The sequence below is a fragment of the Paenibacillus campi genome, from assembly GCF_034659835.1.
Lineage (GTDB): Bacteria > Bacillota > Bacilli > Paenibacillales > Paenibacillaceae > Saccharibacillus > Saccharibacillus campi.
Genome location: NZ_JAXSQZ010000004.1, coordinates 385,199 through 408,633, shown reverse-complemented (window position 1 = coordinate 408,633; position 23,435 = coordinate 385,199). Strand labels below are relative to the sequence as shown.

Here is a 23,435-nt window from a genome sequence, read left to right as displayed (position 1 = left end):
TTCTTCCTATTTTAACTCAAAAAGTTAACCAATGACAATTTCATTGTGGCAGCCGATGTTTGCAATGCTGCCTGATAAAGCGTTTGAGCTGTTGTCGCTTTGATCATCACTTCAGCGATGTCGGCATCTTCGACTTTAGATTGCAGGCTCGTTATATTCATTTCCCGATCTTCCAAACGGCTATTGACCAGCTCAACCCGGTTTGTTTTGGCGCCGACTTCAGAGCGTACCGCTCCCATCGTCGTCGTACGGGATTCGATATTTTTCAATTCGTTTGTAAGGGGGGAATAATCTCTACTGCCGGTTGCCGTAATATTATCGATCGCACTGCCCAAACGGTCGAAAATAGCAAACGCATTATCGGTATCCGCTGGTTTACCAAAAAACTCGTTCCCGCTTGTGCTCACACCGATCGAAATCTGTTCGCTAATACCATACGTAACTTTGCCAGGATCGGTCACAACGCTAGCATACGATGGGGTCGAAGCGTCCAGTTGATACGGGCGTTGATCAAACTTTTCGCCATTAAACACATAACGTCCGGTCAATTGACTGTTGCCGATATCCGCCATTTGGCCTTTTAATTGCGATAATTCATCTTTGATCGCCTTCAAGCCACTTGCATCTGTCGTGCCTGTACCGGCTTGAATGACCAGCTCTTTCACACGCTTCATAATGTCTGTCGACTGCTGCATCAGTGTATCGGAATTGTCGAGCCAGCTTTTGGCTGCATCGGTGTTCGTTTTATATTGATCGGTAGAAGCAAGCTCTGCACGATAGCGCAGCGCATACGTGGTGCCGACTGGATCATCGGATGGTTTATTGATTCTGCGCCCGGTTGAAGACTGCATGCTCAGATCGCTCATCGTATTTTTGTTTTTGTTCAAATTGCTGAGTGTCTGATTGGAAACCATATTTGAAGTAATGCGAATTGCCATTGTTATCTACTCCTCATTTATCAAAGTCCAACACGACCTGTACTATTAATTAAACGATCAAGCAACTGATCCATCGTAGTCATAAAACGGGAAGATGCAGTATAGGCGTGCTGAAACTTAATAAGATCAGACATTTCTTCATCAAGCGAAACACCGCTGACCGATTGACGATTAGCGTCCACTTGATCGGTCAATGTTTGCGCATTATCTGTTTGGCGATTCGCTTCTTGTGCGTTTACGCCTAACTGACCTACAATACCGTTAAAATAATCCTGCACTGTCGTTGGAGCTGTACCGCCAAAGTCCATTTTCGTACCTTGCAATTCGGACATGAGCAGCGCAAGCCCGCCGTTACCGACGACAACTTTCTCACTTGCTCCTGTACCTGAAGTGCGCAAGGAGAAAGCGATTTGGCTTGGATCATCTTGCAATGTTTTATTTAACGTAATATTGCCGGCTGTAATCGTACCGCTATTGTCGGTCGTACCGAAGAAATCGCCACCTTGCTCGCTATCGCTGTTGTAACCGAGCTTATGCAGTCCGTTGATCCCTTTAACAGTTGTCGTCAAATCTGAAGTGAGTGTCCGGTTGCCTGCTGCATCGGAATAGGTGACCCCATTCAGCACGGTTCCTTCAGGAATAACCGAGCCTGCCGGCAATGTTACGGAAAATTCGCCGTTAGCGAGCGTATTGGCAAGTTGATCCAATTGTGACTTTTGATTCGCTACATGCACATCTCTGGAGTACATCAAACCGTACATTTCGCCACTGTTTAATGTGCCGCCTTGGAATGCGGTTTGTACACCGGCAGCTGTCAGTGGCGTAACGGTAGCACCATCTACGACCTGTTGACCGCCAAAATTGACTTGATAGCCCGTGTTCAGTTCGGTCACAGTGACATTGCCATATTTGGAAATTTGATCGATTGCATAGTCGCGTTGATCGCGAAGATCGTTCGCGTCATTACCTTGTGCTTCGATCTTCATAATATTTTGATTTAACGTACCGACTGTGCTCAGCAAAGAGTTCACTGTGGAAACATCCATACCAACACTGGAAGTCAAGTCCGAACTCAACGCATCAAGCTGCTGACTTGTCTGATTCATCGCATCGGTCAACGCCAGCGTTGTTTCTTTCAACACTTTCTGGTTCGTTGAGCTTTGCGGGTCTTTACTCAAATTGGACCAGGCGCTCCAAAACTTGTTCATTACCGTTTGCATGCCTGTATCTGATGGCTCGTTAATTACTTTTTCCAGCTTGCTCAATGTATCGGATCGTGTCGTCCAGCTTCCAAGCGAAGCGTTTTCTCCGCGAAACTGTGTATCTAGAAACATCGAACGAACACGTTTGATCGCGGTAACTTCTACGCCTGTACCGAGTTGCCCTGGATTCGTTGAATTGCGAAAAGCCACGGCTTCTAATGGTCTCGTGGCACTGGTATGTACCACCTGGCGCGAATACCCTGCTGTATTGGCATTAGCAATATTGTGAGAAACAGTACTCAGCGACGTTGTGTTTGTGGCGATACTCCGGCGAGCCGTTTCAATGGAATGAAATGTTGATGTCATAGCACCCTCCTAAATATTAACCTCTTGTATCAAACAACCCGGAACGCGTATGGCCATAAGCTCGCTCAGCCGGATGCTGATAAGTTGCTTCCTGTTCCGGAACAAGCGCCATCATTTCCAATGAAAAGTCCACATATTCCAAAGCCTGCTGAATTAACTGTTTGTTCAGGTCATTAAGTTGCTGGAACCGTTGCAGTGTATCGAACAGCGTAGCACGGGCATCCAGCAACTGCTGTTTCTCTGCGGGATCAAACACCAGCCGCGCCAGCTCAGTCAAATTAAGCCGCAGCTTGGACTTGATACCCCGTTCCAGCAGGAAGTCATATACAAGCTGCTCACGCTCATTTTCCAATTGTTCGACCTGTTTAGCCAATTTGGATTCCTGAGTCATGACGGCGATCAATTCGTTGATTTGGTTGGCAATAACGGCCCGTTTTTTACTCTCGCCCAGTTCGATTAATTGCAGGTGGCAATCGTTAAGCTCATTTAGCTTAGCCACCAGCGGCTGCACAGTTCCACTCATTTATTAATTCCCCGTTCCTTTTAGGAAAGGCAGAAGCTTGTCAGCCAATGCACCAGCGTCGACTTTGTATGTGCCTCCAGCTACCTGCTCTTTCAAACTTTGAATTTTTTGCGCACGCTCTGCATCGGCAGAAGCTTGTGCAGTATTGGCTTGTAACATTTCCATAGCTTCCGGCGAGATCGATACTTCGTCTTTACGAGTTGCTCTTTTTTCACCTGCTGCGGCTTTGGCTTCGTTTGTACGTTGGTATGGGTTAACAGCGCCTACACGTTGTGTATCGTTAATTTTCATAGTTTTTTACACACTCCTTAGTAAATTTGAGAAAGAGTTCCTACTCCGTAGAGTTATTTGCTTTGGAAGATGGATCATCTTTTCAAAATTAGGAAGTCCTTTTTGCGATAACAGGAATGTTGGGTGATATTCGGAATGATGCAATTCCTGGTATCATTAAGGCAACCGAATTATTGTTACTAAGATTATCGACCACTTTTCGCTTAATTTTTATAGTCTTAAAGTGGTTAATTGTGTAATAATATTTTTCGTTCCTTAAGTCCCAAACCTGCATAGCTATGCAAGTCCCAACACTCAAATGGTACCAGAAAATGTCGTTATTTGACTGAGAATAGGAGGTATTCCTAGTTATCTCGGAATTTGTCGACAATTCTATAGGCACCTTGTGTCTTATCCGCTTGATTATTTTTGGCAATATCACTGTCCTGATAAGCATTGCGAATATCCTTCGTCAAACGCGATCGGCAGGAATCACACATATTGCTGTCACGAATAATCGTACCGCATACTTCGCATGGATATCCCATATTAGGAGCATTAGCGATCGATATCCGTCCTTCTCTAATGAAGATCGAAATCTGCTTGATTGACACTTCTGTTACTGCGGACAATTCCGTAATCGTTGTTCCTCTATTCTCCCTTAAATAGTTACTACATACTTCATATTGACGCTCGATATCCTTAATACAATCGCTGCACATCCCCCGTAGATTAAGTACATACAGTTTCCCGCATTGAGGACAATTTCCCAAGTTCATGAACTGCTCGCCTCCTGTAAGTGTTGTCCCATCTATGTTGTCCAACTCTAAGGTTATGAAATGAAGATGTCTTTATTTATATCGTAAACAAACGTACTTTTTATTAGCGTTACTTAATAAATTAAAAGTTTTGTTAACGATTTGCTCGCGAATTGTTTACATTGCTAGCCAAATAGCTAACCATTTACAAGATCGGAAACATTTCCTACTCCATAATACCGCAAACTACTCACGAACGCGCGCAAGTGAGCGAAACGACAGCAAACGATATATCCATCTGTAATGCAAGTTCATGTAGCGCGCTGGCGCAGTTGTTGATCGTACTTCCAGTCGTATAAATATCGTCAACAAGCAAAATCGGAATGACGGTACCGCGTGCTGGTTGTGTATTCATTAATGACCGCTGCCTACGTAATGAATGTTTACGTCCAGAAATAGTTAGAGCTATGTTAAAGGCAAACGTATGATGAGCAATATGTTCATTATGCGTGTGTAATGCTGCTCTGACAAGTGAACAAGCTACAGGCGTATAGGAAAAAACTCCTGCCATGCTACGAATTCGCTGGTGTCGCCCTTGTTCACTCTGCTTGGCTGTCTGTTTATTGCGCTGCAATAGCTCCATATAAGGAAGTTTTATTTCCGCTGCCAATCTGCAAGCCATTTGTGCCGCCTGATCAAACCCTCGCTCCTGCAACCGATTGGCGCTTGCCGGAACGGATGTAATCCAGACAGGAGACCATACATGATGATGTGTTTGAGACATTTCCAGTTGCAATCGATAATAGCCTTCCGTAAGCAACTGTCCAAACAATGCTTCATAACGCTCATCGCCTCTATATTTATACGCTGCCAACCAGTTCCGAATATCGGTATTATAGCGAACTGCACTGCGATTAAGCAAAAAGTGCCTTGCATCGCTCTCCTGTCTTCGACAATCTGGACAATCTATATTTCGTCCGCATACAGGACAGACCGGCTTCGTAATCCACGGAATACGACATGCACATGTATAACATAACCCGGCATAAACGGATGCCGGATGAAAGGGGCGGTTGCAACTTATGCACAGTTGATGCTGTGGATGCAAATACTGCCATAGCTTATTCCAATCAAGCCGCATACGTATACGTTCACTTCCTTCCCTTAACTGTTGTTATATAATTACGTTTGCGGGCAATACGGTTCATCAAACGAATCTGGCTCATCGCCTGTCGTTGACTTCTATTATACTGTGCAGCGATAAAGATTACTTTGCCATACGGATCATGTTTTGATCTACCTGCTCTGCCAGCCATCTGAATGAGCGCTGCTGTCGGATAAACACGATCATGTGCATCTACAATGTAAACATCGCTGTGGGGAATCGTTACACCGCGTTCAAGAATCGTCGTCGTAACAAGTATACGAATTTGCCGGTCTCGAAACAGCAACACTTTGTGAGCACGTTGTTCGTCTTGCGAGGAAGTACCCGCAATACATAGCAGCGGAAATTGACGCTGTAGCAATACAACCATCGGCTCAATCCAGGCGATACGCGGCATAAACCAAAATATTTGTGCTCCCCGATCGATGGAATGTTGAACGTGCTGCAGCAATGCCCAAGGTAGCTTGCCACTTGCCTCCCAATTTACAAATGGCTTCGCTTGCATTCGGCTTGGAACTGGTAATGGATAACCGTGAAAACGCACTGGCACTTTCACATGCATAAGCCGTTCTTGACGAATCGCCCGGCGTAGTTCAGCGGAAGGTGTAGCGGATAAATACACAAATCTTCCTTCCGGACGGCATGCCCAGTACGCGCCATAAGCGAGCACTGGATTGCCATCATAAGGAAAAGCATCAATTTCATCGATAACAACTAGATCAAATGCAGCACAATACCGCAGCAATTGATGCGTTGTGGCAATCGTAATTGCGCTTTGCTCCCACTGTTGTGCACTGCCTCCATATAAGGCGACGATATGCTGCTTCGGAAAAGCTTGCTGCAAACGTGGGGCAAGTTCCAGCACGACATCACGTCTTGGCGTAGCGATCAAAACGCGCTGCCCTTTGTGAATCGTATATTCGATCAATGGAAATATCATTTCAGTTTTACCTGCTCCTGTAACTGCCCAGAGCAGAAATTGACGCAGCAGCGGCAGCTGACTCATCTGCCAAAGCCTATTTTGAGGCAATAGGTGATCATGATCATCTGTATCTCGAGTTGGGGGATGCACTATTCGATCAGAACGTATATGTCCACTCGTTTTGTTAACTTTGGCAGATGTGTCATACGTATTACGTTTATGAGGCTGCTGTTCAAGTTGTTCCGGCAGCTGCATATGTATCTGCGCTGCATCTGCCTGAGAGGAATGTAACTGCGGAAGATTCGCCTTTGCCCGCAGTATGGCTTTACATAACCTCCAAACTTTTCTGCCCTGCTCGCGTATGTGCAGCAATGGAGTCGAACAATGGACATTGACTGCATGTTCCTGCTGCTCGTGTTGCAAAAAAGTAAGCACCTGCACAGTCGCATCGGTCTGTGCTTCACTTAGACCCCAGCGCATTTGCACAGCAGCACTACTCCATAATGATGTATGTTTACCGTCCTGCTCATCGATCAGACGGATTGGCTGCTTCAGATTAGCCGTTAGCGAAGGTGTCGCTGCGACAGCAGTATGGTACAGTGCATACTCGCTGTGTAGCGTAGTTTGTTCCAGATGGCGCTCCATCGGCTCCATCGCTAGCTGCTCTGTTTTGCGTACAGCAATAGGTGGGCGTACCGACTGTATTAATAAACTACACTGCCGACTTCTGCCCATCATTAAACATTGTTCACAATACCCGCAGGCGGCAGAGCCACAACCAGCACATGCGGTATAACGGATTGTTCCACTTCCACAGCGACGACAGACGGCTTGTGTAGGTGCGGATGATCCGGTATCGTGATTTCGCTTTATGCGTAACGATCGCAGGGAAAAAGGCTGTCCGGTACGCTCAGCTTCTACATGAAAATATACGCTATCCAGCAGCCGAATATGTTTTTGCAAATAAGCAAGCTGTAAGCAGCTGCGCCAGCTTACACTATAAGGTGACTTTTTCTCTGCCAATAGCTGATGCAGCTCAGGCAATAAAAGAGACCTTCCATTTAACAAACCAGCAATTGCAATTGCTCCGCATGTGAGCTGCTTTTTACAGTCATGATGTTGCAGATCACCTTGGAGTTGCCCGCTGGCAGAGGAGGAAAGCATATAGTTACCGCTTCCGCTCCAGCTCGCTGCTTTGCTCCATAAACGACATGGAAATACAAGCTCGGTGACGTTCAGTGAGACAGACGAGTTCGTTAATTCAGCGGTTGAGTTCACAGCAACAGCTTCCCTGGAATATCGCCTGGATTCAGCGTATCCCGTTCCAGCATAATTTGAAGTCATGTAAGCACGTAACCATTGGCTAATTGGCTCCATCACAATGGCAGCACTGGCTGTTCCTTTTTCACAAGTGAATATACGCGCAGCAGCTTGCTCTGACAGCGTAGATAGTGACGCAGATTGTACATTATCTTCCATCTTGTGCTGAAAAGTACGATTAAAATGGCGCATACACGCAAATGCACAGCTTGCTGGCAGTCCGCTGGCGATCTGCCACAGACTTTGGCACGGATTCTTTCTTTTGTCGGCGGCAGCCCACCATAAACTGTCAACCCGCATATCCAGTGAAACATGCAGCAGCCAGCCTTGTTCATGCTCGGTCGCATACAAATCCAGTTTCATTTTCATTCCTCCTGTCTATTTTGCACCATATCGGTTTATTATGGCTCTGCTTGCCTTATGTAGATGTACCGACTATGTGCCCTATTTCATACACTCCTGTGTGAGGCGGAGTCCGTCCCCTAATTCCTTCCCGCAATAGATGCTGCCCAACCTAACACGCCAAGTTTGCGTAAACGCCTTAGATTTATGTGCTTACGGCTTGTTGCTCTTAGCGATGGAATCCATCGATTCATTCCTTTCCTTTATTATTTAGCAACGCAAAAAAGCACACTTATCCGTTTGACGGAAAGTGTGCTTCACTTTGAATCTACTCATTATATCATCCACATACATCTATGATCGAGCAAAAATTCGGCTTACAGTGTTACCCAGCCATGTTTGATTGAGTTGATTACCGCTTGTGTACGATCATCAACTTCCATTTTTTGCAAAATGCTACTCACATGGTTTTTAACGGTTTTTTCACTGATGAACAAGTATTCACCGATCATCTTATTACTTTTGCCTTCTGCCATCAGACGCAGCACTTCTGCTTCACGTCTTGTGAGCGGATTATCATCACCAGCGACAAATTTCACACCTGTATCGCCATTATTGTTGTTGTCGGCAAGTGTGCCTGTTTCATTTACATATGTCATCCGGCGTAGTTGCTGAATCAACTTGCCTGTTACTTTAGGATGAATATAGGCATGACCTTCCACTACCGAGCGGATCGCATTCACCAGCGACTCGGCTTCCATATCTTTGAGCAAATAGCCAGAAGCACCTTTGCGCAGTGTTTCAAATACATAGCTCTCATCATCATGGATCGACAAAATGATAACCTTAATGTCAGGGAAAAGCTCGCGCAGCTTCTCAGTCGCTTCTACCCCGTTTTCAATGGGCATATTAATATCCATTAATACTACTTCCGGTGGAGTATGATTGCAAAACTCCAGTACCTGAATACCATCTCCACATTCGCCAATGACTTCCAAGTCATCCTCCATATTGAGGATACGCTTCAGCCCTTCGCGGAACAGTTGATGATCATCGGCTAGCAGTATTTTAATTTTTTTAGAGCCGTAATCATGGTTTTCCATCCTGTTACTCCTTTCACTTTTCCACATTCGTTGGAATATGAATAATAATTTTTGTCCCTTGATTTTCAGCAGATTCAATTTCCATTCTGCCGTCAAGCAATTCGACTCGTTCACGCATGCCAATCAGACCGAAGTTGTTATGGTCTTTGGTACGCTGATCTACTTTTTCCAGACTAAAGCCTTTGCCATTGTCTTCTACGGTCAGCTTCACGATCTGAGCCTGAAACGTGATAATAACAGTGACATAAGTCGGTTCAGCATGTTTGGCTGCATTAGTCAGTGCCTCTTGCACTAGCCGGTAGATAGCAGCCTCCATTGCGGAACTAAGCCGGTATTCCTTGCCTCTAGTTTCAAAAATAGAACGGATTCGAGTTTTTTCCTCATAATCCTGCACATACTTCCGCAGAGTTGGAATAAGCCCTAGATCATCGAGGGCCATAGGTCTTAAATTAAAAATGACTTTTCTCATTTCTTCCAGGCTGGAACGAACCTGTGCTTTCAAATCTATTATTTCGTCCCGTACCATTGCATAATCCTGCTTTGTAATCATTCTTTCTACAATTTCGGTCCTAAGAACTAGATTTGCCAGCAATTGTGCAGGTCCATCATGAATTTCACGGGAAATACGTTTGCGCTCATCTTCCTGCGCCAAAATAATTTTCAAGCCGATCAACTGACGATTTTTGGCGGATTCAATAATACGGGTCACTTGATTGAGCTCACCGGACAAATATTCGAGCACAACCCCCATTTGCGAGCCGATATTTTCGGCTCGCTCAATGGAGTTTTCCACATTTTTGACGCGCTTTTGCAAATCATCGCGACGTGCTTTTAAATACATTTCCTTTTCCCGATATATCATCAGATCAAGCTGTAGCTGAGTCGCCTTCTCGTAGGCTTGTTTGATATCTTGTTCATTATACCGCACAAAGTCACGACTTACTTCAGTTAGTCTGATTCGGGAACTGCGATAACCGATCTCAAGCTGGTCTACCTTCTCGATCGTCTCTGCTGTTTCGCGTAATACCAGTTCAAGCTCGGTATTCAGCGACAACAACTCACGCCGTGAAGTGTCCAAAATCTCGAAGATCTGATATTTGCTGTTTTCCATTACATTTGTTGCGTTCTTAATGACGTGATCTATCGCATCAGCGTGGAACTCCACTTGATCTTCTCCATTTCTGTAAGTCATTTATATGATACTTTTATATCATATTATAACTTATCATGATTGGATAGTAATCGTCTTGGTTGTTTGATCCCATTTTACATTCAATCCAAGTTGTTCAGATACGAGTCTGAGCGGGACTAAAGTCCTACCAGAAACGACAAGCGGAGCGACTGAAGCAGTTTGCAAACGACCATTTGCCACATAATTTTTCTGTCCGACCGTCAGATCGATAAGCTGTCCAGAACGCAAAATCGTCACTCTTTGATTCGGCTGATCCCAGTTCGCTTGTCCGCCAAAAGCATCCATAATATATTTTACCGGAATATAAGTGGCGCTGTCCTTCAGCATTGGTGCTGCATCAATTGACTCTGTTTTGCCGTTCATTGTTGCTGTCTTTTGCCCGACCGTCATCGCGAGCGATCCGGTTGGATTCGTAAAACTTGGTGCTTGTGTTGCACCGGTCAGTTTAATATTGTCAATTTGGATCGTTCCGGTAGCCGCACGCTCGTCTTGTCCTTCTTCCACATTAACTACATACAGACGCTTCAATTTTGCCGGATAGGCAATATTCAAACCGGTAAGATCGACATTGAGCGTTTTCCAACCTTTCCAGTTCAAACTTTTTGCGATATCGATATAAACCGTTTTGCCATTAGCATCCGTAATTTCGCCACGCAGCCAGTTATAGCTTTGATCGCTATTCACATCAATCGACATCGTTGCCGATCCAGGCGTTAATGTTTTACCTGCCGTGCCGTTAAACTGGGCATATGCATACTTTTTGCCTGTCCCAGCGGTCATATCATAGCTGAGTTGCAGCACTTTGGAACCGGCATGATCGTCTGCTCCTTCGGTGATGGTTGCTGAACCGGTGACACTGCTTGGATTACCGAGGAAGCTAATATCGTAGCCAACATTTTCAAAATCTTCCCATGTGCTTGCCTGACCACCGCCTGTACCGAACACGATCATCGTACTAAATCCATCATAACGGGCAATCGCATAACCGACCGTAGCGCCATTATCGACCGAATTAATCGTTAACTGATCGCCTTTCACCGTGCCTTTAAAACCGACAAACTGCCAGTTCAACATTTCCGGTGCAATCGTTAACGTGGAGCCATCTTTTAAAGTAGCCGTTACAGGTACGGAAATGGTCGTACCCGCTTGCAGTGAAGCGGTTTTGCTGGCAGGTGCCAAACTTTGGATCGCTTCCGCACCGACAACTTCCACATCCATACTTGTGCTAATGCCATTGCTCGTCGCTGTCACTTTAGCTGTACCTGATTTGACAGCTTGGAACTGACCGTCGAGCCATTTAATTTTACTGTTGCCTGCTTTCCAAGTTGGCTTAATCTCATCATTTTTGATCGGGTTGTAATACGTATCGTATCCTTTAGCTGAATAAGTTGCTGTCTGCCCGAGCAATAGCTGCTTCGGACCACTAATGCTAAAGCCTTTTACACTGCCTTGAGGCGCCGTTGTATACACACCGAGCCCATTGACTACACTACGCTGTGTGGTGCCGCCATATTCCGTCTCAAACGCCAGCTTTGCTTTGTCCTCACCTAGCGGTCTGCTCACGAGTGTCGTTGAACCGCCTCCATCCAGATTAAGACCTTTCCAGACGCCAATCGACGTCATAAAAGATTGCAATTCCGATAGTGACATTCCGGCACTGTGATCATTATCTTCCACGGCGATAATATACGCATACCGTTCATCTTGCGAGTAACCGACAGCTGTACGTGCACGGTTACCGCCGATTGAGCTGACACTACGCGAAAACGAAGACGGTTTACCTTCGTCGACCAAAATTGTATGTCCGCCGATCATCATTTTCAAATCAGTAGGATCGATCGTTTTGCCGGTTGATTTCACGCGCAATGCATAATCGGCCGAAACCTTTTGACCGACTGCCATATGCTGCTGGATAAACTGCGCAGCTGTACCGTGTGCACGCAAAATATACGCACCTTTTGGCACCGATTCCTGAATCGTTTTGTTAACGGATATTTGTGTGATTACACCATTTTGCACCAGTACTTCGGTCGGTGTGGTGGAACTGTTGGCAGGACGTTCAATCGCTTTCCAAGCATCTGTATAAATATACATTTTGTTCATATGGCTATACGTTTTATCCGGCTCTGTCATATAAGCAGCCTGATTAATGCCAGTTAGATCAAACGTAGCTCCATCTTGCGCCGTCACTTTGCCTTCAAATGTAAACTGCTGAATCATTGGCGTACCATTCTTAGTCACACCAAACGCATACATCCCATTTAATTGCGAAGGGCTCGACATAAGTACGCCATCCGATACTTGCGCTCCCATCGGTACACCTTCTGCACTTGTATTAAAATAGTCGCCATTTACACCTGCGACAGCCTTCGTTTCTTGAGCCATGCCTTCGACCGATTGACGGGTCGTAAATTTACCGCCTTTGCCTGTCATCACATCAAGGTTCACATATGGGTTTTGTAAATCTACGCGTACCACATCAGCCAACACCGTCACGCTTCTGCCGGAACGTGTTGTTTTGTAACGATATTGCAGCAATTTGGCACCAGACGTAATATAGCTTTCATCCAGCTTTGTAGTCGATGCTGCTGCTGCCGTATGTGTAGCCAACAACGAGCCTGCCGGAACACCCAGCTCCACTACAGGTTGAATAAATAATGTACCTGCGAGCGTGAATGCCATCCATCTGCGCATTGTTTTTGTTTTGCCAGTCATCAATAAAACGCCCCTATCCTTAAAATTCCTTTAGCTGTCTTTGCAGACAACAACAAGCGGTATAATGCTCTCCTATACGTATACGACCAACCTATTTTTACAAACGAATATGCCTTATACAGTTAGACTGCGATTGTAGCCAAAAGTTACGGTTTTGATCATTGTTTCTGTCATTGAGATTGTAGCTTGACTAGTGTTTACTATACAATCGGATTTAGGCTCCGCCTAGACAATTCATTTCATTATAGACAATTCATATCATTTTGCATGATCATGCACTCTTTTAAAAAAGATAATGTGCGTATATCCGAAAAATAACAGTATATTGCACAAAAGCCGCTCTGCATGGCGCAGGCGGCTCGTGCCGGAATACATTCCACTTTAACGAATAGCGGGAATTTTCCTTCATGTATAATTGTATTTAAATCACATTTTACAAACCAGCTTCAGATTTCAGCAATTGTGCTTTATCCGTGCTTTCCCAAGGTACGTCGAGATCAGTACGACCGAAGTGACCATAGGCTGCCGTCTGACGATAAATAGGACGACGCAGATCGAGCATACGAATAATGCCGGCAGGACGCAGATCAAAATGCTTGCGAATCAACTGTACCAGTTTATCTTCGCTTACTTTGCCTGTGCCGTATGTATCCACATTGATAGATACCGGAGTCGCTACGCCGATCGCATAAGCAAGCTGAATTTCGCATTTGTCGGCAAGACCGGCAGCAACGATATTTTTGGCTACATAACGAGCAGCATAAGCAGCAGAACGGTCAACTTTAGTCGGGTCTTTACCCGAAAAAGCGCCTCCGCCATGACGAGCATAACCACCATATGTATCTACGATGATTTTACGACCAGTCAAACCGGCATCCCCTTGTGGACCACCAATAACAAAACGTCCGGTCGGATTAATAAAGTATTTCGTATCCGCATCCAACAGTTCAGCCGGCACGATCGGCGCGATAACATGCTCACGAATATCTTTTTGAATCTGCTCCAATGTCACTTCTTCTGCATGCTGTGTGGACACAACGATCGCATCGATGCGTACAGGTTTGTTATCCTGATATTCCACCGTCACCTGTGTTTTGCCATCCGGACGCAGATAGTCGAGTGTACCGTCTTTGCGCACTTCAGCCAAACGACGAGCAATACGGTGCGACATCGCGATTGGCAGTGGCATCAGTTCAGGCGTTTCGTTTGTAGCAAAACCAAACATCAAACCTTGATCGCCTGCACCAATATTTTCGGTTTCCAGCTTCATTTGCTCTGGATCACGTGTTTCCAACGCCGAGTTTACCCCTTGCGCAATATCAGCGGATTGCTCATTTAAAGAAGTTAGAACTGCACATGTATTGTAATCGAAACCATATTTCGCACGCGTATAACCAATATCTTTGAGCGTGTTACGCACGATCGATGGAATATCAACATACTCCGATTTGGTGCTGATCTCACCGATAACGAGCACCATACCTGTGGCAACAGCTACTTCGCATGCCACACGCGCATTCGGATCATTAGCCAAAAACGCATCAAGCACAGCATCGGAAATTTGGTCACAAATTTTATCTGGATGTCCTTCAGTTACAGACTCTGATGTGAATAAATGTTTTTTAATTGTCGACACAAACTCAACCTCCCACATGGATAGTAAGACGAATGCATACCGCATTATAGCCTTTTAACGTGCTCCCACACAAAAAATGAACCCTTCCCATATGGAAAAGGTCGCTTTCTAAGCCTTACAGGTCATGATAAACCATTTAGCTAGAGGTGTCAAACGATAATAACCAATTATTCTAGTTGGTATTGTTGGTTTAATATAATCAGCGTACTTATATGGAAGCTCATCTTCGAAAATAAGAAAAAATATTATCAACTACATAGCAGAAGACAAGCAACATTACATAAGCGAACATCATTCGCAATATTTAAAATAAAGTGTGCTATTGGCATGCATAAAAAACACTAACATATTCATTTCCCTATCCAAAAAATTACAATATATTGCAAAAGCTAGCTGTAGTTCATTCATGCATACAATTACGTCTAACTTATATTTATACATGTAGCTTAACTACTGTGCTAACCAGCTTACATTCAATGTCTGATGGACTCCATCTTACGAAAGATGCACTGGAATCGTAGCCTCAGAACCTCTCTACTATGCAATATTAAACTGCCTATTTAATGAGCTCAGTCCTACTAGTACTACATATACATTTCTACGCTGTAAAGGAGTGTACTCTTTTATTCATTTCCACAATAGCAGCTACGTTAGCACACTTGTTTGTTAACAGATCATCATTCCATATCGTATGTAGGGTATCTTTAGCATGTAGCAGCTTACTTGCCTGTAAAGATACCCGTTAAGCGAAAGAAATTATTGCACAACATAGCTTCCAATTACCATAAGTGTAGCATTGGAGCTTTGGCTTGAAACGACCATTACACCGCGACCGTCACGAGGAAACAGTAACATATGATTATTTGCAATCATTTGCCCGCCTCCCAGATCAGTGCCAGCAGTAACATCAACAATTCCATTCGCTCCAGGGCTAAATACTACGGCATTGCCGTGGCGTACAATTACTTCTGTGCCTGCTTTCGCAAGTAATGTTTTACCTGGAGCAAGTTCAACGATATTAATATTGGATGCAGCCGTTACAGAGCTGTTAGTGGTTGAGTTTCCTGTGGTAGTACTTGTGCTTGGGCTCGTTGTAGAAGTACTTGAACTAGTGGATGACGATCCTGACGGAGCAGTTGAATTATTTTTACTACCGCTCGACGTGTTGGAACTGTTATTGCTAGCGCTAGTAGAAGAACTAGAATTTAAATTCCCCCCGAGTGCCTTCTGAATTTGTTGATCTACATAACTTTTCGTTACTACCGGGTCATCAGCCGATCCTAATTGACTGCTAGCATTACTAACCGTTGTGAATGCACTTCCTACCCATACTCCAATCCCGATGGTTGCGATTGCGAGTATCCAGGTCGATCTTTTTTTCATTACGCTACCCTCCATATTTAAAACGATAGGTTTCATTGTAAATGAATTTCGCTAGGTAAATGAGCAAATAAAAATACCCCGGAGCAGTTGCCTACTCCGAGGTATCTCAGCGAAGGTATGACTACCTTCTATTGTTTAGCAATAATATCAGAGATATTACTTGCTGTTTACTGTAATAGTTTTAGCTGCAGCATCGTATTGAATTACTGCATCCAGAGCTTTACCAACCCATGCGATTGGCAGTACAGTACGGTTGGACTTCGTTACCGATTTAACGTCCATGTTGATTGTAGAACCGTTGATTGTCAGTTGGTTAGTGTTCAGTTTCAGCTGAACTACGCGGTCACCCTTGATCATTGTAACAACCGAAGTTGGTTTGTCGAACAGGATGTTAGCTTGGGATACGCCCAGAGCTTCTGCTACATAACGAACTGGCAGGTACGTACGGCCGTTTTCAACATAAGGAGCTACTTCAGCAGTACGCGTTTGACCGTTTACTGTGTAAGCAGTGCTACCGATTGTGTAGACAGCTTTTACGGAGTTGTCAGTAGTACCAGCTGGTGCAGTACCTACAGTAGCGATTTCTGCTTGGGAAGCGTAACGGTAAGTGCTACCCCATGATGCTGGAGGAGTGTTACCATCGATAGCGTATGCAGTGTAAGCTGCTGCTTGACCAGTTACTTTAGCAACGATCGCGCCTTGTGGTACGGAACGGTCAATACGCAGTTTTACGTTAGAGATAGTGATTGTGCTTGGAGTCGAGCTTTCGTTTTGGATTGTGAAAGCCAGACGACCATTGTTGGAGCTTTGATATACATCAGCAGACACGTTGTTCACACGCAGGTCGCCACTTGTTACAGTAACAGTTGGAGTACCGTCGAATGTTACGCCCCAAGGCAGTTCGATCGCTACGCGACCGTCGCTACCATTGCTGCGAGTCAGAGCGCCAGCTACTGCTTCTTTCAGAACGATATCGCCAGTAGCAACATCGCCATCACCGATTGCAGTGCTGTAAGTTGCGTTAGTAGCTGTCAGGGAGATCGAAGGAGTAACTGTAGCTGCTTTAACAGTACCAGTCAGACCTTGGGAACCACCAACAACCAGGTTCAGGTCGCCGCTGTAACCAGGACGTACTGCAACTTCAACGTTTTTCAGCGTGATGCTGCCAGCTTTGCTAGAAGTGTTGATAACACTACCATCATTACCATTGCTGAAAGTCAGACGCAGTGTGCGACCGTCAGTACCAGTGTAAGCAGTAGCTGGAACAGTCAAACCGTTAGCAGTTTGGATTGTTGCACTAATACCACTAGTTTGACCTTCGAATTGGGATTCCCATGCAGCGCCTTCAGGCAGTTGCAGAGTTACTGTACGGCCGGAAACGAAAGAACCAGCAACAGACTCTTGGATTGTGATATCGCCAACTTTTTGTTGATCTTGACCAGCATAGATTGTAGTTGGGCTAGCGATTGTTACGCCACCGCCGTAAGTACCGTAAGTACCAACAACCAGGTTCGAAACGTTTACGCTGTTGTTACCGGATACTGTTGCAGTAACGTCGCCAGCTTTAGCCAGGTCTTCGTCAGTAACGGAGAAACCGAATACTTTTTGGAACGAAGAAGCTTGGTAAGTCAGACCTGGGTTAGCTGCTGGGGATGCTGCACGAGCGATTGTCAGTGTATCACCGTTTACGGAATATTCCACTTGGTTTGCAGTTTGAGTACCTTCGGACAGGTTACCATACAGCAGTGTGAAAGTACCGTTTTGTGTACCGTTCCAAGCAAAACCGGAAGGCAGTTTCAGACGAATTGCATTACCGCTTTGCAGGGATTGAGCAACAGACTCAGTTACTTTCAGTGTGAAAGTGAAGTTGTCGCTGCTGGATTGTGTGCTAGAAGCTTCCAGAGCTACTTGACCGCTGGATACTACAGTAGCAACTTTAACGTTACCAGTTGGCAGACCGCTAGAAGGATCAGCACTGTAAGTAACATTCAGGTCACCAGTGCTAGGACCAGTGGAAGTGATGTTGTTCAGGTTAACGTAGAAGCTAACGTCATCGCTAGGGTTAACACCTGTGATGTTCAGAACTACGGATTTAGAGCTAGTTGCTCCAACTGTTACGTTTACGTTGTTACCGCCAGAAGTAGTGAATTTGCTTGTACCATTGATCAGACCACTGAAATCGTAGTTCGATGGGAAGCTAACACCAGATGGCAGAGTAAGAGTCAGGCGATAAGTGTTACCACTTACGGAACCCAGTGTACCTTGGTCGATTGTAACTTGCGTGCGGCCCAGGCTAACTGTACCGGAGTTAGTGCTCAGTGTTGGAACGTTTACTACAGAGAAACTACCAGAAGCGTGTGCTGCTGTTGGAGCAACGATACCTGCAACTGGAGCAATACCCGCCAGCAAAGCTGCGCTTGCTGCAACGTTAATAACTTTTTTAGTAGACTTTTTCATAACCTTTTTGTCTCCTCCTTGAATATCATAAACATTTTTTTTGTTTTTTTGTTTGATATGGATTTTTTCACTCATCAGTCGTTACACCCCCTTTCCGAGTACAAGCAAATCCTTTTGTATGATGATATCTGTGATAGAATCACAGAAAATCGCAACCGGAACATTCGCCAATCAAAAGACCGCAGTGTCCAAACGTATTATACACTTGTGTCAATGATGCAGTAAAGACATTTTTTCACATCGGGATTGTTGAATATTCCATTAGGGTTCATCGTCATTCAACAACCTGCTAGTGTGTGTTTTGCTATCATTTCATCAGGTTCGTATATATAGACGCTTGGTTTCTTCAAAAGTTGCAGTGCCTTTAAAACTTTTTTTAGCACAACCTTATTAATCTTACTATACTTTTGAAGACATTTCCAACTTTGCCCATTCACCCGTGATTGCAACCTACTTTTTAATAACTATAAGTAGTACCTAAACAGGTTTGTTGTTATTTAAACAGTCGGATTCAGGAGAACTTTTAGATGCAACTTTCAGCTCCGCTCGCTGTTTCCAAACTTATAGACGCGGTGTGTTACAAAAAGGTTGCAGGCTTTTTAAACTTTTTTTGTTTTTTTTATAAAATGGTTTGAAACTATATAGATTCATAGGCAACAAACCTTGCTGTATCAAGGTTTGTTGCTGGTCATAATAAAAAATGCCATTTTGAATAAATGTTTAAAAATAACGAAAAGAGCTTCCGTCTAATAGACGAAAGCTCTTTTTGCTTAATCATTTCAAATCTGTATTACAGTAAAACAAATAGTAAATCAGATTAGACAATATTACATCGGTGGCAGCTTTTTGTCGCTGATCATCACTTTAGCCAAAATGACAGCTGTGTCTGAACGCAGCATTTTTGCTGTCGGAGTAAAGTTGAAGCCTTTCTTGGCATCCCCATCGATCGCAGAACCGCTAATCAAACCTTGTTTGGCAACAGCTAATACGGAAGCTCTTGCATAACGGTCGACTGTGCTAGCATCTTTAAATACTTTTTGCAATGCAGCATCGATCTTTGTTTGATCGGTTTGCAGCTTGAGATTCAATGCTTTGGCGATAATAACCGCAGCATCCTGACGTGTAATGCTGTCGCCAGGGCTGAATACTTGTGGCTGTGTACCCCGAATAAAGCCGGCACGAGCCGCTGTTTCAATATAACGATAATCATACAATGCATCAGGCAAAATCTGTGAATCATTACTGCTCACGTCGATAAAATGCTTTGGCCCTTGATAATCAAACGGCAACTGCATCGCTCTTACAATCGCACGTGTAAATTCACCACGTGTAATATATTGATCCGCGCCGAAGGAGCTGTCCGGGTCAGTAGCCTTCATAATGCCTTTGGCAAACAATGCTTCCATATAATCACGTGCATAGCTATGCTGTACGATATCGGTGTAGGAATAACTCAACTTCGCTACTACATAATAACCAAAGCGGTCAAATGGTACAGTGATCGTGTGGGCTTTGGCGTTAACGACTCCACCAATATTCTCCCATTGTCCAGAGCTGTTACCGAGCGAACGGTCGAAAAAGAATACAGTGACCAGCTTACCTGCGTCCTCTGCCACACTGTCCGAATACGACAATGTTAATGTTCCGCGTTTGGAAGGCACCAATTCATTGCGTGGATCACGTTCATAGAAGCTTGGTACACTTGAATTAGTCGGCTGATACGGCTTTTGCCCCATCGTTACTGGGTCATAATCCGAAGAATCCAAATTATCCGCCAAACCTGGATCAATCCAGAACACTGGACTGCTCTTTACAAAATGGTTGTTAAACTGATTGACAAATATTTGTTGCCCTACTTTGAACTTTTGGTCCATATTAGTAGGCGTCGGTTCAAAGTTATAGCGGTCGATAACACCATCCTGGCTATTACCGATACCGAACAATAACGTATTACCGGAAAATACTTCATTTTTCCGTTTATCATCTGCACTTGTACCGATGTCTTTACGAATCAAGTTCGTACCCGTCGGGAATTTCAGATTCACATCACCATCAAATACTTTGGCAGATGTTTTCATAACTTGCATAAATTCGGCACCCGGAATATTGGTTGGTACATAACGAACGACAACTTCGTCTTTGATCTTTTGACCAGCAATCGTTACAATAACCGGAATCTTCGTATCTTTGTTTGGTTTCAGATCGGTGACTGTCACCTTATAAGCATCAGGATACTCTGGCGGATTACCCATCGCCTTACCATCAGGATCGACATAAAATGGAGCTTTTGTGGCTGTCTGTTTGTTAATGACTACCGATGTCGCCGTTTTGGAGTTAATAACTACATCGATAAAGTTACTATTTGTCAGCATCTGTGCTTGTAACGGGCGAACAATGGAATAGGTGTCAACCTGTTGACTAATTTCCATCCGTGCCGAAGAACTTGGTCCACCTTTACCGGTATTGTATACGGTAAAATTGTACACGAGTGGACTGCCATCTTTGGGAACATCCTGTCCTCTTACGATAAAAGAAAACGACTGGGAATTATAATCATAAAATACACTTAGTCCTGTTCCTGATGCAGTTGCAGCAGGACTACCACTATTAAACGTTTCTCCTGATATGGAAGTGAACGTATTATTGAGTGTCCATGTTGCGACTGTTGCACCTGTCGAGTTTGTTATTTCCAAAATATAATTTGCTTTTTTGATCGCATTAGCAGAATTATCTTTTAGCAAACTGTCAACACTTCCGAAATTCTTACCTAAGTCAACAAAGTCAAACGTACCGTAAATGTTGAATTTAGTTTCTTTTGTTGTATAGGCTGTTCCATTCGCTGTGAAAGCAGGGTCTGCTGCTGTCGGAATTGCATCACTGTTCCCTGTATACTTGAATGGGAAAATACCTAATGTCGTATTTACAGGAATAACAGGCACATCTGTAGGCACCAAGTTAATATTTATAGAAAGTTCATACGATGTTTTATCCGTTTTAAACACTAATTTGATCACGTTTTGACCAGAGAACATTGCACTGTATGCTTTGTTTATATCTTGAATTTTGAAATTAGGATCATTCGCCCCGTTTACAGGTATTAATGGTATTAACGTATTATTCACATAGAAAAATACGGTTTGTGTCTTGCCGCCACCATCTGCATAGCGAATGTCTGATTGCGTTGTGACGTTTTGCAATTTACCAGAAAAGTTATCCAGTGTATTGGTAATGATTCGAGTCGCCGCGCCAGGTACGTTCTGACTGTTGGGAATCAGCATACCATCATACGCTTTATTAAAGCTCGCATAAGGACCAAACAAAACGTTAATCGTCGCGGTTACCTCAGGAGTAGTTACACTTCCTGTCGTTGCTGTAAATGTGAGCGTCTGCGTACCGTTTACAGGCACTTTGTTCAATCTGTACAGCAATCGTTGCATACGCTGCGAGTTGCCATTTACAGTTTGGACAATCGACTCACTGCTAATTTTTGTATAATTTAAATTATCTGACGTGAGTGCAGCCTCTGCGCCTGTGCCGTCTTTAACTTTGGTAATATTCAGTTGGGTATCATCCGCTCCGTTTACTACCAGCACTTCAAGCGCTGTAGGCAGAGAGAAAATGTTGGCTCCATCCAAAGTAGTTCCCGTCATAGCTTGTGCTGCATCTTGAGAAGTAGTTTCTGTATATCCTGCCAAATAATTTACTTTATAAATATAAGCGGCTGCACTGTTTCTCAATGTTAACCCAAACCCACCACTAGAACTATTGTTAGCTCCAATAGAAAGATTGATGCCTTTATCATAATTAAAAGTACGTTTCACACCACTATTCGTAGTTAATGTATCTGGAATCGTATATTGTAAAGTAATATAAGCCGTTGTACTTGCAGACTCGATAATAGTTGGTGTTACTTTACCAATGTAGTCACTTTGCGATGCATTACTAGGCACACCAGCACCGCTAAATGTGTAACTAATATAGTCGGTCAAACTGCTAGGGCGTACACCACCTACCAATGGAACAACGACTTTACCTGTTACGGTAAATGAATTTTGCGAGACGCTATAATCAGGAAAAGAAGATAAATCCGCAGAAATAGCTACCGGTGCGCTCTGAGCATACGTATCATAAAACGTAGTCAATCCATTATAGAATGTCACATCACGCGTTGTTTCCAATACTTGTGTTCCGTTAATTGCCTGGATTGTTAGTGTATTTTTACCTGATTTCAAAGCGATTGGCGCTACGGTAAACTGATAATTGTTCGCACTCGATACAATCGATGTCCGGCTACTGCCACCATTAACGAGTACCGTTACTTTTGCAGCATTAGGCGCAGAACCACTAAGCGACATATTTGCGGTTTGCTGTCCGTCATTAATTCCACCTTTGGCTGACGTCAGTACAACTGGCGTATTCTCTTTCAGTGCAACCGTATCATTATCGAGTACGGCTGTCAGGTTATACAATGTAGGTCCATTTCGATAATCAACATAAATCGATTCTGCTACTTGAGAAGAAACACCTTGTGTTGCTCTAAATGTAATACGGTTCAAACCGGCAAACAGCGGGATATCGGAGATCGTCAAGTTTGATCCTCCAGAAGTACTTGCAGTCACATTACCACTAAGTCCTTTATTGGAGTTGATGACCGTTATATTGCTTCCGTCTTTGGAAATTTGCTCGACATCATATGTGATCGAGTTCGTATTGATATTGCTATAGCTACCTGTAACAGTAAGGCGATCACTATTGGCGATTCGCGGGGTTGAAATATCGTACTGTTCATTCGGAAAGATAAAAAAGATACCTTTTGTACTGGCTGCGAACACCTGGCTATTGCCCCAACCTTGTGGCAACAGACCAGCCAACAAGACTACCGCCAACAACATCGATAGTAATTTCTTCAAAATAATGTTCCTCCTCATGTTCCGCTTACAGCTTTAACTCTGTATGGCGAGCTTAACCTGTCTACTCTTTTTATCGGCAATGATAGGATAGATTTTAATAAAATTAGGAAATTACAAGAAAAAACGTGTAATGCTAATCGCGTAATCGTTAAGATATGGACAAAATTTGGCACTTGATTTTTTGCATGTTTGCGCAAACGTAATCGGAATGCGGTTTGTCATTACTATGATCC

The 23,435-nt window shown here is 44.0% G+C and carries 14 protein-coding genes; all 14 read right to left on the bottom strand.

Translation table 11 applies throughout. From position 1 onward, the window contains the following. Positions 1 to 11 precede the first annotated feature (11 nt). Entirely contained in the window at positions 12 to 938 is a 927-nt protein-coding gene (flgL, locus tag U1I11_RS12735) for a flagellar hook-associated protein FlgL (RefSeq protein ID WP_322906505.1), read from the bottom strand. A gap of 20 nt (positions 939 to 958) precedes the next feature. After that, positions 959 to 2,506, bottom strand: coding sequence for a flagellar hook-associated protein FlgK (gene flgK, locus U1I11_RS12730; RefSeq protein WP_322906504.1), 1,548 nt, complete (start codon positions 2,504 to 2,506; stop codon positions 959 to 961). A gap of 16 nt (positions 2,507 to 2,522) precedes the next feature. Beyond that, positions 2,523 to 3,029 carry a flagellar protein FlgN gene (locus tag U1I11_RS12725; RefSeq protein WP_322906503.1) on the bottom strand — a complete coding sequence of 169 codons (507 nt, stop codon included), beginning with the start codon at positions 3,027 to 3,029 and terminating at the stop codon, positions 2,523 to 2,525. A gap of 3 nt (positions 3,030 to 3,032) precedes the next feature. After that, entirely contained in the window at positions 3,033 to 3,320 is a 288-nt protein-coding gene (gene flgM / locus U1I11_RS12720) for a flagellar biosynthesis anti-sigma factor FlgM (protein WP_322906502.1), read from the bottom strand. A gap of 344 nt (positions 3,321 to 3,664) precedes the next feature. Beyond that, the gene (locus tag U1I11_RS12715) at positions 3,665 to 4,078 is read right to left on the bottom strand and encodes a TIGR03826 family flagellar region protein (protein WP_322906501.1); all 414 of its coding nucleotides are present in this window, start codon (positions 4,076 to 4,078) and stop codon (positions 3,665 to 3,667) included. Positions 4,079 to 4,307: 229 nt separating this feature from the next. Beyond that, on the bottom strand, positions 4,308 to 5,198 hold the full coding sequence (locus U1I11_RS12710; protein WP_322906500.1) for a ComF family protein: 891 nt from the start codon (positions 5,196 to 5,198) through the stop codon (positions 4,308 to 4,310). A gap of 10 nt (positions 5,199 to 5,208) precedes the next feature. After that, complete coding sequence (locus U1I11_RS12705) at positions 5,209 to 7,827, bottom strand: helicase-related protein (RefSeq protein ID WP_322906499.1); 2,619 nt, start codon at positions 7,825 to 7,827, stop codon at positions 5,209 to 5,211. 356 nt (positions 7,828 to 8,183) lie between these two features. Continuing rightward, positions 8,184 to 8,909, bottom strand: coding sequence for a response regulator transcription factor (locus U1I11_RS12700; protein WP_322906498.1), 726 nt, complete (start codon positions 8,907 to 8,909; stop codon positions 8,184 to 8,186). 13 nt (positions 8,910 to 8,922) lie between these two features. After that, a complete protein-coding gene (locus U1I11_RS12695; protein ID WP_322906497.1) occupies positions 8,923 to 10,074 on the bottom strand; it encodes a sensor histidine kinase in 1,152 nt (383 codons plus the stop codon). Positions 10,075 to 10,134: 60 nt separating this feature from the next. Continuing rightward, positions 10,135 to 12,816, bottom strand: a complete 2,682-nt coding sequence (locus U1I11_RS12690; RefSeq protein WP_322906496.1) for a stalk domain-containing protein — start codon at positions 12,814 to 12,816, stop codon at positions 10,135 to 10,137. Positions 12,817 to 13,249: 433 nt separating this feature from the next. Further along, the gene (gene metK, locus U1I11_RS12685) at positions 13,250 to 14,470 is read right to left on the bottom strand and encodes a methionine adenosyltransferase (RefSeq protein ID WP_416235618.1); all 1,221 of its coding nucleotides are present in this window, start codon (positions 14,468 to 14,470) and stop codon (positions 13,250 to 13,252) included. Between the two features lie 738 nt (positions 14,471 to 15,208). Continuing rightward, positions 15,209 to 15,835 (bottom strand): hypothetical protein, encoded by a 627-nt coding sequence (locus U1I11_RS12680; protein WP_322906494.1) that lies wholly within the window; start codon positions 15,833 to 15,835, stop codon positions 15,209 to 15,211. Between the two features lie 156 nt (positions 15,836 to 15,991). After that, the gene (locus tag U1I11_RS12675) at positions 15,992 to 18,367 is read right to left on the bottom strand and encodes a copper amine oxidase N-terminal domain-containing protein (RefSeq protein WP_322906493.1); all 2,376 of its coding nucleotides are present in this window, start codon (positions 18,365 to 18,367) and stop codon (positions 15,992 to 15,994) included. 752 nt (positions 18,368 to 19,119) lie between these two features. Then, entirely contained in the window at positions 19,120 to 23,202 is a 4,083-nt protein-coding gene (locus tag U1I11_RS12670) for an S-layer homology domain-containing protein (protein WP_322906492.1), read from the bottom strand. Positions 23,203 to 23,435: the final 233 nt, after the last annotated feature.